The sequence below is a fragment of the Streptomyces sp. NPDC014734 genome (genome assembly GCF_043083325.1).
GTDB lineage: Bacteria > Actinomycetota > Actinomycetes > Streptomycetales > Streptomycetaceae > Streptomyces.
In genome coordinates, this window is the sequence record NZ_JBIBYN010000073.1 from 1 (window position 1) to 1,226 (window position 1,226).

The following is a 1,226-nucleotide window of genomic DNA, read 5'->3' on the forward strand; positions in this document are numbered from 1 at the left end:
GGTAATGCGGGCCAGGGGAGTTATGCGGCGGCGAACGCCTTCCTGGACGGGCTTGCGGAGTATCGCGTGGGCCGGGGGTTGGTGGGGTCGTCGTTCGCCTGGGGTCTGTGGGCCGATGAGGGTGGTATGGCCGGTGAGCTGGGTGACGGGGGTGTGTCCCGGCTGGGTCGTGGTGGTGCCGGTGCGTTCAGTGCTGCTGAGGGGCTGGAGCTGTTCGACGCGGCGGGTCGGCTGGCCGATCCGGTGCTCGTCCCGATCCGCCTCGACGTCGCCGCGCTGCGGGCCCAGGCAGTCCAGGGCACGCTGCCCGCGTTGCTCAGTTCCCTTGTCCGGGTGCCGACCCGTCGAGCTGCCGAGGGAACTGCCGCGGAATCAGGCGTGCTGACGAAGCAGTTGGCAGGGATGGACGAGGCCGGGCAGCGCGGGGTGCTCCTGGAGCTGATCCGTACCCAGGTCACCGCCGTCCTCGGATACGCGGACGTGGAGAGCGTCGAGGCCGAGCGGTCCTTCCGTGAGTTGGGTTTTGACTCGTTGACGGCGGTGGAGCTGCGGAATCTGTTGGGTGGTGCGACGGGGCTGAGGCTTCCGGCGACGTTGGTGTTTGATTATCCGACGCCGGTGGTGCTGGTGGAGTTCCTGCGTGCCGAGTTGGTGGGTGCGGTGGTGGGGGTTGCGGGGCCGGTGGTGGTTGCGGCGGTGGATGACGAGCCGATCGCGATCGTGGGTCTGGGGTGTCGTTATCCGGGTGGGGTGGAGAGTCCGGAGGATCTGTGGCGGCTGGTCGTGGGGGGTGGGGACGCGGTGTCCGGGTTCCCTGTCGACCGTGGCTGGGATCTGGATGCGCTGTATCACGAGGATCCGGATCATCCGGGTACGTCGTATGCGCGTGAGGGCGGGTTCGTCGAGGGTGCGGGTGATTTCGATCCGGCGTTCTTCGGGATCTCGCCGCGTGAGGCGCTTGCCATGGACCCGCAGCAGCGGTTGCTGCTGGAGACGTCCTGGGAGGCGTTCGAACGCGCGGGCATCGACCCCGGTGCGCTCCGCGGGAGCCGGACCGGTGTGTTCGCGGGTGTGATGTATCACGACTACGCCTCGCTGCTGGACCGGGCGCCCGAGGGTGTCGAGGGTTTTGTCGGTACGGGTAATGCGGCGAGTGTGATTTCGGGGCGGTTGGCGTACACGTTTGGTCTGGAGGGGCCGGCGGTCACGGTTGATACGGCGTGTTC

General features: G+C 68.1%; 1 protein-coding gene. It reads left to right on the forward strand.

The window, feature by feature from the left end:
- The coding region (locus ACF1CT_RS37390) for a beta-ketoacyl synthase N-terminal-like domain-containing protein (protein ID WP_391788498.1) at positions 1 to 1,226 on the forward strand (1,226 nt) is incomplete at both ends.